Origin of the sequence: Exiguobacterium sp. BMC-KP (assembly GCF_001275385.1) — a bacterium.
In the GTDB taxonomy this organism is placed as follows: domain Bacteria; phylum Bacillota; class Bacilli; order Exiguobacteriales; family Exiguobacteriaceae; genus Exiguobacterium_A.
In genome coordinates, this window is sequence record NZ_LGIW01000015.1 from 504,992 (window position 1) to 520,007 (window position 15,016).

The 15,016-nt window shown below is 46.9% G+C and carries 20 protein-coding genes and 1 riboswitch; of the genes, 16 read left to right on the forward strand and 4 right to left on the reverse strand.

What is annotated here, in order from left to right; genetic code table 11:
• Nucleotides 1-88 precede the first annotated feature (88 nt).
• Complete coding sequence (locus tag ADM98_RS08060) at nt 89-826, reverse strand: peptidoglycan DD-metalloendopeptidase family protein (protein WP_053453022.1); 738 nt, start codon at nt 824-826, stop codon at nt 89-91.
• 326 nt (nt 827-1,152) lie between these two features.
• Between ADM98_RS08060 and ADM98_RS08065 the strand changes: the two genes are divergently transcribed.
• The 8 genes from ADM98_RS08065 to ADM98_RS08100 all read left to right on the forward strand — a co-directional run bounded on the left by ADM98_RS08065 (nt 1,153) and on the right by ADM98_RS08100 (nt 6,245).
• Nucleotides 1,153-1,614, forward strand: a complete 462-nt coding sequence (locus ADM98_RS08065; RefSeq protein ID WP_053453023.1) for an NUDIX hydrolase — start codon at nt 1,153-1,155, stop codon at nt 1,612-1,614.
• An 87-nt stretch (nt 1,615-1,701) separates the two neighbouring features.
• Nucleotides 1,702-2,577, forward strand: coding sequence for an SDR family oxidoreductase (locus tag ADM98_RS08070; protein ID WP_053453024.1), 876 nt, complete (start codon nt 1,702-1,704; stop codon nt 2,575-2,577).
• A gap of 13 nt (nt 2,578-2,590) precedes the next feature.
• The gene (locus tag ADM98_RS08075; RefSeq protein WP_029341324.1) at nt 2,591-2,779 is read left to right on the forward strand and encodes a hypothetical protein; all 189 of its coding nucleotides are present in this window, start codon (nt 2,591-2,593) and stop codon (nt 2,777-2,779) included.
• Nucleotides 2,780-2,935: 156 nt separating this feature from the next.
• The gene (locus ADM98_RS08080; protein WP_023467846.1) at nt 2,936-3,316 is read left to right on the forward strand and encodes a GntR family transcriptional regulator; all 381 of its coding nucleotides are present in this window, start codon (nt 2,936-2,938) and stop codon (nt 3,314-3,316) included.
• Nucleotides 3,309-3,986, forward strand: coding sequence for an ATP-binding cassette domain-containing protein (locus ADM98_RS08085; protein ID WP_053453025.1), 678 nt, complete (start codon nt 3,309-3,311; stop codon nt 3,984-3,986). The genes ADM98_RS08080 and ADM98_RS08085 overlap by 8 nt, the downstream gene beginning before the upstream one ends.
• Nucleotides 3,983-4,798, forward strand: a complete 816-nt coding sequence (locus ADM98_RS08090) for a hypothetical protein (protein ID WP_053453026.1) — start codon at nt 3,983-3,985, stop codon at nt 4,796-4,798. The genes ADM98_RS08085 and ADM98_RS08090 overlap by 4 nt, the downstream gene beginning before the upstream one ends.
• A 10-nt stretch (nt 4,799-4,808) precedes the next feature.
• Nucleotides 4,809-5,876: a hypothetical protein gene (locus tag ADM98_RS08095; RefSeq protein ID WP_053453027.1), complete on the forward strand. Its 1,068-nt coding sequence runs from the start codon at nt 4,809-4,811 to the stop codon at nt 5,874-5,876.
• A gap of 75 nt (nt 5,877-5,951) precedes the next feature.
• A complete protein-coding gene (locus ADM98_RS08100; RefSeq protein WP_053453028.1) occupies nt 5,952-6,245 on the forward strand; it encodes a hypothetical protein in 294 nt (97 codons plus the stop codon).
• A 27-nt stretch (nt 6,246-6,272) separates the two neighbouring features.
• Here ADM98_RS08100 and ADM98_RS08105 read toward each other — a convergent pair whose 3' ends face one another.
• Entirely contained in the window at nt 6,273-6,761 is a 489-nt protein-coding gene (locus tag ADM98_RS08105; protein ID WP_235504853.1) for a DoxX family membrane protein, read from the reverse strand.
• 127 nt (nt 6,762-6,888) lie between these two features.
• Nucleotides 6,889-8,073: an MFS transporter gene (locus ADM98_RS08110; protein WP_053453029.1), complete on the reverse strand. Its 1,185-nt coding sequence runs from the start codon at nt 8,071-8,073 to the stop codon at nt 6,889-6,891.
• A 190-nt stretch (nt 8,074-8,263) separates the two neighbouring features.
• Between ADM98_RS08110 and ADM98_RS08115 the strand changes: the two genes are divergently transcribed.
• The 8 genes from ADM98_RS08115 to ADM98_RS08150 all read left to right on the forward strand — a co-directional run bounded on the left by ADM98_RS08115 (nt 8,264) and on the right by ADM98_RS08150 (nt 14,127).
• Nucleotides 8,264-8,689 carry an OsmC family protein gene (locus tag ADM98_RS08115; protein WP_053453030.1) on the forward strand — a complete coding sequence of 142 codons (426 nt, stop codon included), beginning with the start codon at nt 8,264-8,266 and terminating at the stop codon, nt 8,687-8,689.
• The gene (gene nagZ / locus ADM98_RS08120) at nt 8,686-9,906 is read left to right on the forward strand and encodes a beta-N-acetylhexosaminidase (RefSeq protein WP_053453031.1); all 1,221 of its coding nucleotides are present in this window, start codon (nt 8,686-8,688) and stop codon (nt 9,904-9,906) included. The genes ADM98_RS08115 and nagZ overlap by 4 nt, the downstream gene beginning before the upstream one ends.
• 56 nt (nt 9,907-9,962) lie before the next feature.
• Nucleotides 9,963-10,065, forward strand: a riboswitch (TPP riboswitch).
• An 84-nt stretch (nt 10,066-10,149) separates the two neighbouring features.
• Nucleotides 10,150-10,740, forward strand: a complete 591-nt coding sequence (locus tag ADM98_RS08125; protein ID WP_160315921.1) for a thiamine phosphate synthase — start codon at nt 10,150-10,152, stop codon at nt 10,738-10,740.
• Nucleotides 10,737-11,681, forward strand: coding sequence for an FAD-dependent oxidoreductase (locus ADM98_RS08130; RefSeq protein WP_053453033.1), 945 nt, complete (start codon nt 10,737-10,739; stop codon nt 11,679-11,681). Before ADM98_RS08125 ends, ADM98_RS08130 begins: the two co-directional genes overlap by 4 nt.
• The gene (gene thiS / locus ADM98_RS08135; RefSeq protein WP_053453034.1) at nt 11,678-11,878 is read left to right on the forward strand and encodes a sulfur carrier protein ThiS; all 201 of its coding nucleotides are present in this window, start codon (nt 11,678-11,680) and stop codon (nt 11,876-11,878) included. Before ADM98_RS08130 ends, thiS begins: the two co-directional genes overlap by 4 nt.
• 2 nt (nt 11,879-11,880) lie before the next feature.
• Nucleotides 11,881-12,645 carry a thiazole synthase gene (locus ADM98_RS08140; RefSeq protein ID WP_053453035.1) on the forward strand — a complete coding sequence of 255 codons (765 nt, stop codon included), beginning with the start codon at nt 11,881-11,883 and terminating at the stop codon, nt 12,643-12,645.
• Complete coding sequence (locus ADM98_RS08145; RefSeq protein ID WP_053453036.1) at nt 12,642-13,649, forward strand: ThiF family adenylyltransferase; 1,008 nt, start codon at nt 12,642-12,644, stop codon at nt 13,647-13,649. The genes ADM98_RS08140 and ADM98_RS08145 overlap by 4 nt, the downstream gene beginning before the upstream one ends.
• 121 nt (nt 13,650-13,770) lie before the next feature.
• Nucleotides 13,771-14,127 (forward strand): hypothetical protein, encoded by a 357-nt coding sequence (locus ADM98_RS08150; RefSeq protein ID WP_053453037.1) that lies wholly within the window; start codon nt 13,771-13,773, stop codon nt 14,125-14,127.
• Between the two features lie 126 nt (nt 14,128-14,253).
• On the opposite strand, the gene ADM98_RS08155 is transcribed toward ADM98_RS08150, so the two are convergent.
• Nucleotides 14,254-14,628, reverse strand: coding sequence for a hypothetical protein (locus ADM98_RS08155; RefSeq protein WP_053453038.1), 375 nt, complete (start codon nt 14,626-14,628; stop codon nt 14,254-14,256).
• Between the last annotated feature and the right edge of the window lie 388 nt (nt 14,629-15,016).

Consider the following 15,016-nt stretch of genomic DNA (forward strand, 5'->3'; position numbering starts at 1 on the left):
ATTGACAGTATTAGATAGTGTTGGATATGATGAATTGCCATATACATATAAAAAGGTACCTCCATTGAGGTACCTTAAACGTGCTTGTTTACAAGAAGGCGAGTGGGTTAACACTGCTTGCTGCAGATGAACCGCTGTAGACATAATTACCACGATGGATCTCGAAATGTAAGTGAGATCCGAATGAGTTACCAGTGCTACCGACAGCTCCGATGTTTGCGCCTTTAGGAATCGATTGACCGACGAAGACAGAACGTTTGCTAAGGTGAGCATACACTGTTGTGTACGAAATACCGTTCACTTTATGTTCGACCATGACATGGTTTCCATATGCTCCTTGATATGACGACTTGATGACTTTTCCGGCAGCAGCTGCTTTAACGGGTGCTCCTGTAGGTGCTCCGAAGTCAATTCCGTTGTGGAACGTGTAGCCGTACTTGCCGCTAGCATTTCCGTAACCTTGCGTAATTGGTCCGCTTGTCGGACGAATGAATCCAGTTGACGAAGAAAACGATGCTTTTTTCGCTGATTTACTAGAAGTACTGTACTTCTTGACATAACCGGAATAAACGAAGCGCTTTTCACCTTTATGCATGATCTTCGTCCAGTTTCCTGTCTGACCGAGGTATTTGAACGTTTGACCCGCATTGACGCCGTCGACGATGCGGTGTTTCAACGATGGACCAGTCCGGACACGGAGTCCGTCTGCTTTAATTTTTACTTTATACGATGAGCCAGAAGCGGCTTCAACCTTACCATTACCCGTAGCTGCAAAACCTGAAACAACGAGGGCGCTCATTGCTAACGTCGTGATTGTTCGTTTCATGAATGTTCCTCCTAAGTTGAATATCTTGTGTTGTCGTCGGAATGACATCTATAGAAGTGGATGCGTTTAGTGTGTATTGAAGTGAGTGATGCGGTCATTTGACTAACGAGAGTATAGCATTCAAACATCAGACCTTTGTGTTTCAATTCGATTGCTTAAATATATTCTAATAACAATTGTTGTAATATTGAATAGTTATTCAATGTGAAAATGCCTTAAAATCAAGATGAATTTATATTACAACGAGATGAAGTTGATGACAAAATACAATCATGGGAAATGATGAAAAAGTATGGGGAAACTAAAATTAGAGAGTGGGAAATGAGATGGATTTAACGTTTACAGTAAATCAAAAAAAGCTTAACATTCGCGCAGTGGCGCTGTTGATTCAAGATGGACATCTTTTGATTCATCGTCAAGGAGAAGATGATTTTTGGTCATTACCGGGAGGGCGTGTCCAGTTCGGTGAATGTGGTGCCAAAGCGATTGAACGTGAATTAGTAGAAGAACTCGGTCAGTTGATTGAGCCACCGGTCTTCCGTTTCCTGCATGAAAATTTCTTTGAGTATGCCGATCACCAATTTCATGAACTGGGGATGTTTTATGATGTGACGTGCCGAGAGCCGCTGCCTTTATTAACAGAAGATTTTTATGGTCCAGAAGGTGAAGGGTTGACGTATCGCTTTGTTCCGTTTGACAAACTGGATCAGTATACAGTGTACCCAAGTGAACTCGTGCACATGCTCCGAACGAATACATTCCCAACGCTGTTGACGAATGACATCTGACTTTTCCAGAAAAACGTTTATAGATGTATCGCAAGGGAATGGTTAATCATGTAGTTCATTCAACAGTGATAAGGGAGCTGATCGTTCATGAGAGAAGAACAGTTCGAAGCGATGCATCAAGAAGCACGAGGGCAGACACAGGAACAACAACCCGGTGTCGAGTACGCCATGAAACCAGAACCCATCTACGATGATCCAGATTATGTCGGTTCAGGAAAACTGACAGGAAAAGTCGCGCTGATCACGGGTGGGGATAGTGGAATCGGTCGTGCTGTCGCTGTCGCTTTCGCAAAAGAAGGGGCGAACGTCGCGATCGTTTACTTAAATGAGGGGAAAGACGCTGAAAAGACGAAATCGTTGATTGAAGGTTACGGAGTTAAAGCCTTAAAAATCGCAAAAGATGTCAGTCAACCGGAAAATGCTCAAGAGATTATCGATCTGGTCATTGCAGAATTCGGTCAATTGAACATTGTCGTCAATAATGCCGGGAAACAATTCCCGCAGGATGATTTCCTCGCTATTACACCAGAACAATTGAAGGAAACGTTCGAGACGAATGTCTTTTCGATGTTTTATTTGATTCAGGCTGCGCTCCCACATTTGCATAAAGAAGATACGATCATTAATACTTCATCGGTGACGGCTTATCGTGGAGCACCGACGTTGATCGATTACTCAGCGACGAAAGGGGCAATCACGACATTGACACGCTCACTTGCCTCGAGCTTGATCGAGAAGGGAATCCGCGTTAATGCGGTCGCACCCGGTCCGATCTGGACACCGCTCATTCCAGCGACGTTCTCGAAGGAAAAAGTTGAGGCGCATGGGGAAGATACGTTAATGAAACGCCGGGGACAACCGTCAGAAAACGCACCGGCCTATGTCTATCTCGCCTCCCGCGATTCAAGTTACGTCACGGGTCAGACGATTCATATCAACGGCGGCGATTACATCACGTCGTAAGGGGGAGATCAAGATGAAGAAGAATCCGAATGAAGTGCCTGAACGCGAACCGGATCATCAACCGGACGAGATACCGCAGACACCACCGAGCGAGGTGCCAGATACGCCACAGGAAGACCCGGTCCGTCAGCCGGAACCGGATACGTTCCCAGAACCAACCGAGATTCCGGATACACCGCAGGAAGATCCGAATCCGTACTGATTGAATTGATCAGAGCCACCATCCCAATCGAGGATGGTGGCTTTTTCGTGACAGAAACAAAAAACCGGCTTGACAGTCAAACTGTATGGTGAGTATGATACAGAGGAGAAGTGTATTATTGTTTTAATACATTAAACAGGAAAGGGAGGTCTACCGATGCAGTTCGACCAAAGAAGCCCGGTGTACCTGCAGGTCGTCCGTTGGTTTAAACAACGAATCGCGACCGAGGAATTGCAAAGCGGGCAAGAGATCCCGTCCCGCCGCGAAATCGCCGCACAGCTCGGAATTAATCCGAATACCGCACAAAAAGCATATAAAGAGATGGAGGAGCAGCAATTGATTACGACAGAACGGAATGTCCCGAGTAAGATTACACGCGATCCACAAGTCGTCCAAAAAGTACGTGCCGAGATGCTCGAAGAAGCAGTTTCTGAATTTATCGATGCCGTCAAGGCGATTCAAATCCCACTCGATGAGGTCGTCTCGAAGGTCGAGACCGTCTATCAGGAAACGGAACGGAGGAAGATTGATGCTTGAAGTCCATGGCTTACAAAAAAAATACGGTAAAAAACCAGTCCTTCAAGGTGTCTCGTTCTCGGTTCCGATGGATCAACTGACGTGTTTAATCGGACTGAACGGTGAGGGGAAATCAACAATCTTGAAGGCAATCGCAGGTCTCGTCCCAGTCAACGCGGGAACGGTTCTCGTCGATGGCGAGATCAACCGAAATAAGATCGCCTTCGTTCCGGATATCCAGACGATGCCTGGCTACATGACGGTTGGTGATGCCCTGACCTATATGGCGGATTATTATTCAGACTGGAACCAAGCGACAGCCGATGAATTGATGCGGATCTTCCAGCTACTTTCGACGGACAAGATCACAGACTTATCAAAAGGGAACCAGGCAAAGGTCAGCTTGATCCTTGGATTTGCCCTCGATCGTCCGTACTTATTGCTCGACGAACCGTTCGCTGGAATCGATTTGTTTACGAAAGAACAGATTGCTGGACTATTCTCGAGTCATTTCATGGAAGGACGTGGCATCTTGATGACGACACACGAAATTCAGGAAATCGAGCACTTGATTGATCGAGTCGTCTTCTTACAGGACGGTCGGATCATCGATGAACATGAGACGGAAGAGATGCGAGAACTGTACGGGAAATCGGTTCAGGACCGGATGCGGGAGGTCTATCAACGATGAAACAATACATACAATTGACGAATGAAGAGATTAAACGGAGTTTTAAGCTTTATGTGATCGTTGTACTAGCAATGGTAGCGATTGAGTTAGCATCAATCGTTGCGCAAGTCATGTATCACGAACGAAAAGTCGAGAATTTCATAGAACTTAACCGAGTTTCCGTCGCAGAAGCACTTAAACAAATTGATACACTCGGATACTCTGAGGCGTCCTCTTTCTTTAGTTATATGACTCTGATCGGAATGGCGATTGTTGTCATCTATGCGATTCAAATTTGGTACCGGGATTGGTTAGGAGAAACAAAGTATATTTATCGTTTACTAATGCTTCCTGGAAGTCGAGCAAGCATCTTCTTCTCGAAATTGACGACAGTCTTTTTGATCATCATAAGTTTTATTGGAATTCAGTGGTGTGTATTGCAATCAAGTTTTTATCTATTTGATTGGTTGATTCAACCGGAATACAAAAACCAGAGTGGCTTAAGTCCAGTTCGAAACGTGATGAACGATTTTTATACGATGAATCTGATCGACTTGGGAATCATTCTCGCCATTTCACTATTCATTGTCAGTATTATTTTCTTGTTGGTTTTAATCGAACGTTCATTTCGTAAAGGTAAAGCAATCATCAGAATTGGACTTGAAATTTTTGTTCCTGTTGCCTTAACCATTGGTATATTAGTGCTTTTAGATGAAACACGTCTCTTACTAGAGACAGAGGCAATGTTTCTTCTGATTGGGTTAGGTCTGTGTTACTTCACGTATATTATCTGGAAAAGTCTTCGATTACTGCAACGAAAAATCACGGTGTGAGGAGTATACTATGCGAACCTATAAATATATGTTATGTCTTGGAGTCATTTGTATTTTGACACTTGGAGTGTATGTCGTGTACTCTTCTTCAACAGAAGAACCTACATTTACGGTTCAAACGATACAGGGAACTCCAAATGATCGATTGGTGAAACAACTTCAATTCGAGTTCAATGATCCTGAAAGTTATAAAACAGATTACGAAGTCACGTTAAAAGGAGAAGTTGAAAAAAAGCGAACGAATTATTTGTCTGAGTTCGCTAGAGATTACTCCGACGTGACGGATGCTCCACGCAGTTTCCGGCATTTCATGAGCCAAATCGAATTATCACGATATGAGCAAGACAAAGAGGTATTTGGATTACACGTCAATGAAGATGGATCATGGGAACTACAATCGTGGAAACGTGGCACGGAAAAGGTGCAGACTGTTTCTTTACCAAAACCGGCAAAGACTAAAGGGATCTACTATCGACCATTTCAACGAACGAAACAGAAGTTATATGTTAAACGAATTGGCGATGTTGTACAAAAACCAGGTACAAACAATATCTACGTAATTGATTTAAAGAAAAAAACAGTCCAACTCATGGATTTACCATTTCAACTAACAGAAGATGATGAGGTACTTGCCATTTATCAGAATCGTGTCTTATACCGACAGATGCCTGACGACGCCAAGACAAGAGTTTATCTGAGAGACAATTCAACATCGACACGATTGAAGTTCCTTGAAGTTGAAGACATGTGGGACACACGTGTGATAGACGAAGGTGCCGTCGTAGGGATGACAGAGAACATGACTGAAACGAAAATCAATTGGTCGACGTACGACTTACGAACAAAGCAATTCACGCAGCATCGTTTTGATTTACCAAAACGAGATGCCAATGAAGTGCAACGACACACATCGGCAATCCTTGAGAACGATTTAGTGTATTCCTTCATCGAGACAAAGAAAAATGGCACATCTATCCTTGTTTTAGATGCACGGACTGAAGAAGTTCGATATGAGGGAACAATTAAATATGACATGCCTAAGAGTGACCTTCAACTCAACGGGATGACAATTAACTGAACTACAAAAAAGTGAAATATTTGAAACCTCCTGTTTTCTTCCAACGTATAAAGACTATACAAAGGGGGAGCTCACATGCAATTCTTGATTTTTGTCATCTTCGCAGGTGCCATGTACTGGTTCTACTACAATTTCCTACTCGGATATCGTAAGAAAAACATCACGTTGACGTTTGACGATCGGTTTTATTCACTCGACGAACATGTCGCAGCAATCGAACAAAAGCTCGCAACGGATGGGCACTCGGCACGTTATCTCGGTGACCGTCGTTTTGAAGTCGATGGTAAACCTTATTTGTTCCTCGAGCGGACGGTCTCTGTCGGTGGAACTCCGACACAGCAGACGATTCTCGAACAACAAAAAAAATAACTCTCCCGCGTGCGGGAGAGTTTTTCGTTAGACCGGAATTCGGTCAAGGGGATGTGGTTGCTTCGACGAGCGATACCAGCGCATGATCCAGTGATCGATGCCGATGTAATACGCAAAGCGTCCTGCAGCAAGTAAGACGACAGCTGCTGCTAGGAAGACCGGGTTCAACGCAATCGTCCCTGCAAGTAAGTAATTGAGATTCATGATGCTCCCGACGACGAGTGCAGGAACCGTCAACAGACTAAGAATCAACAAAATGCCGACGACGAGTTCCGCGAACGGAATCAGGGCGTTGATCACCCCGACGTTCGGTAAGGCGAGTTGCTCGATCCACGTCGCATACCACGAACTGACGAGTGCATCTTCGCCTGTCGCTTTTGCGAGCGCTCCTTCGAGAAACGGTTTTGCATCGAAGCCATTGATGTACTTGCCGATTCCGGCGATGAACCACTGAATTCCGAGCCAGAGTCGGATGATTGTCAACAGACCAAGACCGATCATGTGTAATGCTTTCACTTTCAGACACTCCTCTACTACAACATAGTCCCCATCATACTGAAAAATCGTCAGTCAGATGGGGACTATCATCATAACGTCATCGAACCGTCATCGACCTGTTACAAAAAAGCATAAGGTAACGGTTTCACGACCGTTGATCAAGGCGATGACTGATCGCGGTCAATAACGCAGCAACGAGCGCGACTAGTCCACCGACGAGTGCCGTGTTCATCATCGGACCGTTCGCATAGACGATTCCACCGAGTGCGGAACCGAAGGCGATCCCGACGTTACTTGCGACAGGCATCAATGAAGCAGCGAGTCCTTTTGCTTCCGGATTGAACTTTTCAGCGAGATCAATCAAGTAGATCTGTGTCGAAGTCGTCAGTAAAATTGACATCAGCGACATCAAAGCGATATTAAACAGACCAAGTGAAAGGGATGCTGTTGTGAAGTATAACGCAGCAAGGACGATCGCTTGCACGACGAAGACGAATCGTAAGCGACCCATCGGATTTTTGCTGGCGATTTTACCGGCAAGGATGTTACTGAAGATCGAGACGACACCGTAAGCGAGCAAGATCGGACTGATCCATGTCTTCGCGATGCCGAGTTCCGTTTGGAGGATTGGTACAAGGTACGTGTAGACGACGTACGTTGCCCCGAAGCCGAACGACGGAATAAAGAAGGCAATCAAGATCCGTGGGTTGGCTAACAATCCGAGCTGCTCTTTAATCGAACCAGAACCGGTCGATTGCTGGACGGGAACGATCTTCCATACGGCGAGGAACGCGATTAATCCCATGAATGTCGTCAGCCAGAACGTGGCTTCGAATCCAGCGTGTTGACCGATGAACGTACCAATCGGAACACCAAGGACGTTTGCGAGTGTAAAACCACCGAAAATGAACGAGACGGCAACACCGCGCTTCGCGACCGGAACACCGTCACTTGCGACGACCATCGCGAGTGAAATCAAGACGCCGGTCAAGATGGCTGTCAGGATCCGGGTTGCGAGCAATACTTCATAACTTGGTGCAAAACTACTGGCAAGATTCAGTAAGACCCAGGCAAGTAACAGACGTAGGATCAGGCGACGCCGTTCCAGATGACCGGTCATCGACATGACGATTGGTGTACCAATCGCAAAGGAGATGGCAAAGGCTGAGACGAGCGTACCCGCTGTTGCGATCGTGATATCAAGGGCTGAGGAGATTTCAGCGAGGATTCCGACGATGACGAATTCGCTCGTTCCGAGAACGAACGTCAGGAGCGACAACGTGGCAATCAAGAGCCAATCGCGTCGACTTAAACGAGTAGTAGGTGACATGGATGATTCCTCAATTCTAGCGCTTGCGCGCGAAACTATGAGTAACAGGATAGCACGAAACGATTTCGTCGGGTATCGCAAAGCGTGATTCCGAGAAAAGAACCATTATTCAAAATAGCGCGTGAATTTCCAAGGTTTCTGTTTTTTGCGTATACTACAGGAGAAGACTACTGATAAAGGAGTGGAAACGATGCAAGCGACAGTGACATGGAACAAACAGATGGGGTTTAGTGGACAAACGGAATCAGGTCATCATCTCGCGATGGACGCAGCACCCGAAAACGGCGGTGAAAACCAAGCGCCACGACCGACCGAGCTCCTGCTACATGCCGTTGCCGGCTGTACTGGGATTGATATCGTCTCGATTTTAGAGAAGATGCGCTTGACGATCACTCATTTCGAGATGGATATTGAAGGAGAACGGGCAGAGGATCATCCACGGCGTTTCACATCGATCTCGATTCATTACCGACTCGAAGGTGATTTGCCGGAAGATAAGGTCCGTCGTGCCATTTCGTTATCAAAAGATAAATATTGTTCGGTCTCACAATCCCTGAACGCTGAGATTTCCGTCTGTTATTCCATCAATGGTGTCCGGAGCGAGGATCCTTTGTGAAGAAGACTGTACTGATCGGCTGCCTGTTGCTTGCAGGGTGTGCGCAGGAGACGACGGAATCAACGAAACCATCACAACCAGAAGCGAAGCAACCGACTGAAGCGAAGAAGCCAAAGCCTGAGCCGACGAAGGAAGAACGACAACACGCACAACTAAAACAACAACTGGCAGCGATGTCGACGTCTGAAAAAATCGATCAGCTCCTCTATATCGGAGTCGCTGGTACGGAACTTTCAGCGGCAGACCGGCAGTTGTTGCGGACGCATGCGATTGGTGGCGTCTTACTGCTCGGCGGAAACATCACGTCAGAAGAACAATTGTTAACGTTCACGCGTGCGATTCAAGAGACGAACCAAAAGCCATATGCGTTCGTCGGGATTGACGAGGAAGGCGGACGGGTCAGTCGGGTACCTGATCAACGATTACGTCTGCCGACGAGTCAACGTATGGCGCAAGGCGCAAATATGGCGAAAATGGAAGACGTCGGACGCACGCTCGGTCATGTATCGCGGTACTATGGATTCAACATGGACTTTGCACCAGTCCTTGACGTTAACAGTAATCCGAACAATCCGATCATCGGTGATCGTGCCTTAAGTGCAGAGCCGAAGACCGTCGCGACGTTCGGTACAGCACTGATGCACGGGATGCAAGAGACTGGCACGATTCCGGTCGTCAAACATTTTCCTGGTCACGGTAATACGAGTGTCGATTCCCATGTTGGACTGCCGAAAGTGACGGCATCAAAGGAAGAACTGAAGCGAACGGAACTGTTACCGTTCCAAGAAGCGATTCAAGAGGGGGCCGAGATGATAATGGTCGCCCATATTCTGTATCCCGCGTATGACGATCAAAATCCATCCTCGCTCTCGAAGCCGATCCTGACTGATCTCTTGCGTCAGAAACTCGGATTCAACGGCGTCATCATCACAGATGATCTCGTCATGGGAGCGATCACGCAACAATACGGTCTTGCGGAAGCGGCGCGGCAATCACTCGTCAATGGAGCTGACATGGCAATGTTTTCAGAGGCAGGTGCTTATGCGAAAGTTCATGCTGAAGTGATGCAAGCCGTCAAAGATGAAACGCTGACGACCGAGATGCTCGATGCGAAAGTGATGCGAATCCTGAAGCTGAAGCAGACGTATGCCAACAGCCAGAAGCAACAGCGACCGACGAAATCGGAGCTCGTTCAGCAAGTGGAAGCGCTCAACTAGGACTAGCGAAGGAAAGCGACTCATGCTAGACTAATGGGGCAAGCCAATTAAACACGAAAAGACACTAGGGGAGTCTCCCAGCAGACTGAGACGGAAGTATCCGGACCCTTTGAACCTGATCTAGTTCGTACTAGCGGAGGGAAGTGGCTCGAAACCTTAGATATCCTTAGCGCTGCAGCGCATTTTCGGACCACTCCTTTCAACATCGGGAGTGGTCCTTTTTCGTCTAGAAAGGAAGATATGATGCGTTTACATCTGATTTCAACAGGTTCGATCGATTTGCGAGATGGGGCCGAAATCTTTCAATTCCTTCAACCCTATACCAATCAATTGCATCTGCGGGAACCGAACTTATCAGCGGCAGAATTACTTGATCTAATTGAAACACTCCTTCGGCAAGGATATTTGCCTGATCAATTAACGGTCCATGACCGCGTCGACGTTGCGCATGTCGCTGGCATCGGTGTGCAGTTGACCCGACGATCCTTACGCGTCGGTGATGTCCGAAGACACTTTCCAGATCTGACAATCGGTAAATCCGTCCATTCACTGGCAGAGGCGCTCGCGGCTGAGGCAGAAGGAGCTGATCAATTGCTCTACGGTCATATTTATCCGACGGCGTCGAAGCCGGATCTTCCGCCACGTGGTGTTGATGCTCTCAAACAAGTCGTTACCTTCACGACAAAACCAGTCATCGCAATCGGCGGCATCACACCAGATCGTATTCCTGAGATCGCAGCGACCGGTGCAACCGGAATCGCCGTCTTATCCGGCATCCTCGGTCAAACGGACCCACTTGCTGCGATCAAGCGTTATCAGGGGGTACGGGTATGACGGATCACATCATCATTGGTGGTGGAGTCATTGGTTTGACGCTTGCTTACAGTCTCGCCTGTCAGAACGAATCCGTTCTTGTCCTTGAGCGCGAAACATGCGGTCAAGGGACGAGTCGCGCAGCTGCCGGAATGCTTGCGACGGATATTGAGCTACGTGATGAACTGCATGCGCTAGCCGCTCGAAGTCGCCGTCTGTATCCGTTACTCGCACGTCGACTTGAACGGGAGACTGGCATCGATTGCGGCTACCTGGAACAACCGTTTTTGTTAAAACGAGACGGACAAGAATACTTATTTCCATCGGCCGGTCAAATCGACCCGCGACGAATGACCAATGCATTGATGTGTGCCTTACACGCACGTGGCGTATCGATTGAAGAACAGGTGGATGTCACGCGTCTCGAGGAGAGTGATGATGTCGTGAAGATCGAGTCGAATACTGGAATATGGACGGGACGTACGGTGACGGTGGCTGCTGGGCGCGGATCACAAGCAATACTTGCGACAGCCGGCATTTCGATTGCGACATATGGCGTCAAAGGCGAGTGTTTGGCGGTCCGTCTCGCGGGACGACCGTTAAGCTCGATTCTGTTCAATGATTCTGTCTATCTTGTACCGAAAGCGGACGGACGGATTTTGATCGGTGCGACCGAATTACCGCACGATGAGACGGTCGGCGTCAGTGTCGCGGGGGTTACGTCACTGCTTCATGCAGCAGTGCGGCTTTATCCACCGATTCGTGATGCAGTCATCGAAGAAGTCTGGTCCGGCGTACGACCACAAACGATATCCGGCTTACCGTACATCGGAGTCGCTTCGTCATCGCGTCGCATCTTCCTAGCGACCGGTCATCACCGGCATGGGATTTTACTCGCACCGGCGACAGCGGAGGTCTTGGCAAATACATTACGGTTGATCCAGAAGGAGGAAGTCCGATGAACATTACGATTAACGGAAACGACCATAAGATCGAACAGATTGAAACAATCGAGGATATGCTCGTGCAACTCGGCTTGGGGGAAAAGCTCGTCATCGTCGAACAGAACCGAGTGATCATCGATCGCGGGGCTTACGGTCAGACGGTCGTTCGGGATCATGACACATTTGAAATCGTTCATTTCGTAGGAGGAGGATAAACATGCTGAAAATTGGAGAAAAGACATTTGACTCACGGTTATTACTCGGTACAGGAAAATATACGAATGCTACGGTACAGCAGGAGGCGATTGACGCTTCGGCTTCACAAATCTTGACGTTCGCTATCCGGAGACTCGACATCTTTGATAAACAACAATCGAATTTCTTAGAGTCGCTTGATTTAACGAAGTACGATTTACTGCCGAACACAGCTGGTGCGAAGACAGCAGAGGAAGCCGTCCGGTTAGCGAAGCTCGCACGAGCATCCGGGATGTGTGACATGGTAAAAGTTGAAGTGATCGGTTGCGACAAGACCTTGTTACCGGACCCAATCGAGACATTACGCGCCTCTGAAGAGTTGCTTAAAGAAGGATTCATCGTCTTACCATATACTTCGGACGACGTCGTCCTTGCACGACGCCTCGAAGAACTCGGCTGTCACGCGATCATGCCAGCAGCATCACCAATCGGCTCCGGGCAAGGTATTCTCAACCCACTTCATCTGCAATTCATTATCGAACAGACAACGGTCCCGGTCATCGTCGACGCCGGCATTGGTTCACCGACTGATGTTGCCTATGCGATGGAACTTGGAGCGGACGGTGTCTTATTGAACTCAGCGGTCGCCCATGCTCAAGACCCGGTCAAGATGGCGCGCGCGATGCGACTAGCAGTTGAAGCGGGACGTTTAGGATACGAAGCGGGACGGATTGAGAAGAAACAATATGCGATCGCGAGTAGTCCAACGAGTGGATTGATTCGATGAACCGCTACTCACGCCAAACTCGGTTTCAACCGATCGGGGAATCGGGACAAGAGCGCTTTTCAGCAGCAAAGGTGCTGATCATCGGGATGGGGGCGCTCGGAACCGCATCGGCAGAACAACTCGTTCGTGCCGGTGTCGGCGTCGTCCGAATCGTCGATCGGGATTACGTCGAGTGGAGTAATCTACAACGGCAACAGCTTTATACCGAGGACGATGCGCGTCACATCGTACCGAAGGCGATTGCTGCGAAAGCGCGTCTTGAGGCAATCAATTCGACGGTGACGATCGAAGCACACGTATTAGACGTCGACCGGGCGTCACTGACGTGGCTGTTAGACGACATCGATTTGATCATCGACGCGACGGATAATTTCGATATTCGTTTACTGATGAACGACATGGCATTGATGCGATCGATTCCGTGGATTTACGGTGGATGTGTCGGTAGTTATGGGATTACTTTCACTGTTCGTCCGGGGGAGACACCGTGTCTCCATTGTTTACTCGATCAATTACCACGTGATCAGGAGACGTGTGATACGGCAGGAATCATCAGTCCAGCTGTTCAGATGGTCGCCTCTCTACAAGTGACAGAAGCGCTGAAGTGGTTAAGTGGAAAGACGGATGCCATGCGGACACGTTTACTTGCCTTTGATGTGTGGTCGAATACATTCCAACAAATCAACGTTCAATCGTTGAAGCAAAAGGAATGTCCCTCATGTGGTACTCAACCGACGTATCCTTATTTATCGGATCAGACGGTCCGTTTTACAGCACTTTGCGGTCGCGACGCTGTCCAAATTCGGGGGGACGGTAAGCGGGATCTCGAACAGTTGAAGCGACGCCTTCAGCCGGTCGCAGCAATTTCTGCTCACAATCCGTATTTACTTGCTTTTACAATAGAAGAACATCGAATGGTCGCCTTTCAAGATGGGCGCGTCTTAATTCATGGTGAATCCGATCTCGTCAAAGCCAAACGACTCTATCATGCCTATTTCGGGTAAACGTTCAAAAAACAGTAAACTAATTTTTGATATACGTGTTTTAAATGTTTGAAAAACAGGTAAATAAGACTTCAGACGTAAAACGGTCTATAGGTTTTGAACGTGAAGAGGAGTGATTCAGATGAAACAAGAATTCGATCCGATGAAGGATCAGGCACAGACGGAAGAGAAACAGGCAGTTGTCCAACAAGCCAACTGGAATCCGGATCGGTACCGGACGAACTTGAACCCATTCTATCTGTCACCTTGTAGTGTCGAACGTAGAGAAGATGTGCATCAGGATGCATCGAAGATTCTCGAAGTCGAGACGTCGTCGCCCCTCCAACAACTTTTTGAACACAATCAAGCAACGCATACATCCGAACCAACGGGCAAAAAATTCAAAACAGGCATCGTCGTCGGCGTCGGCGCGATCATTGGCGGATCGGTTTCCGTGATTCGTTCTGTCCAACGTTTTAGAAAGCAACGGACGAAATAATACGCTCGTTGTGAAAGCACAGAAAGCAGGAGGCATTCGCCTCCTGCTTAGTTTGTAAATCCCCTCATTTCAAAAGTAGAATGAGGGGATTTTGCATGTGTTTATTTTCTTACTTAAATAAAAAAATCATGAACTAGTTACATTATCAAATGCAGTAGATTTCCCGTTTAAATAGACATCGATGATTTCATGTTCAGGATCTAACGTTAATTTATAGACATGTTGTTTCGCATTCTTACTAGTATCGTTAGATTCATCTAATTTTATCTTTACCGTATTTTCTTGCGATTCAAGATCAGTATCAACTGATTTTTTTGTGCGATACACAACATAAGCGGTATCGCCCTTCGTATTGATTAATTGCAGACTAAAGTCGGGATCAATTTTCGTTTGTATATCGTTAGGTACTGTCTGTAACTCGCTAAAACTGAGATTAGACTCGTTGACGTTACAGGCCGATAACGAAGTACATAACAGAGCTAACAGGATAATTTTTTTCATGTTGTACCTCCTCATATTCGATGGATGATTCGTAGCGATTAACGTTTACGAAAGTTCTAACATGATTCAATTATTACTTAAGATGTGACGTTACTAGCTTAACACGAAATACATTTATTGGATATTGGGAGCGGTCTAAAATAGGATTTCTCAAAAAAACAAAATGTTTGTCGGATTTGTCTGAACATCGTATAAATCATTTATGGAATTCAGTCTAAAGATAACGAGTAGTATTTCTCTTAAACAAGAGGAAGTACACCTTGTTATTTCTGCAGTATTTATGGTTGAGTCGCTAAGCAGCATAATCATTTCTGCTTTTGGTATTCCAAACGGATGTTCGTCGCAGAACGAACGCTCGCATGCTACACTTAAGCTACTATATTTAAAA